Origin of the sequence: Candidatus Protochlamydia sp. R18 (assembly GCF_000648255.1) — a bacterium.
In the GTDB taxonomy this organism is placed as follows: domain Bacteria; phylum Chlamydiota; class Chlamydiia; order Chlamydiales; family Parachlamydiaceae; genus Protochlamydia; species Protochlamydia amoebophila.
In genome coordinates, this window is record NZ_BASL01000118.1 from 1 (window position 1) to 224 (window position 224).

1 protein-coding gene is annotated in these 224 nt (G+C 37.1%); it reads right to left on the bottom strand.

The window, feature by feature from the left end; translation table 11 throughout:
- Positions 1 to 25 precede the first annotated feature (25 nt).
- A partial coding sequence (locus tag TY19_RS00055) for a hypothetical protein (protein WP_042278105.1) occupies positions 26 to 224 on the bottom strand: 199 nt, incomplete at its 5' end.

Here is a 224-nt window from a genome sequence, read left to right on the forward strand (position 1 = left end):
CCCCCCTTAAGCTTTGAAATTTAGCTTATTCAGTTGACCGTCTAATCAAGGCTTGTTTTAAAGCTTTATCTTCATAAATAGAAGAATATGTTTGCTCCAAATCCTGGGCAAGCTGAGCAGTCGCCTCGGATTGTAGGTTTAATAACTCTTCGACAAAAGAAAGCGTGGTGCTAGACACAGGATAATGAATTAATCTAAACTGAGAGTTTATTGACCATTTAATT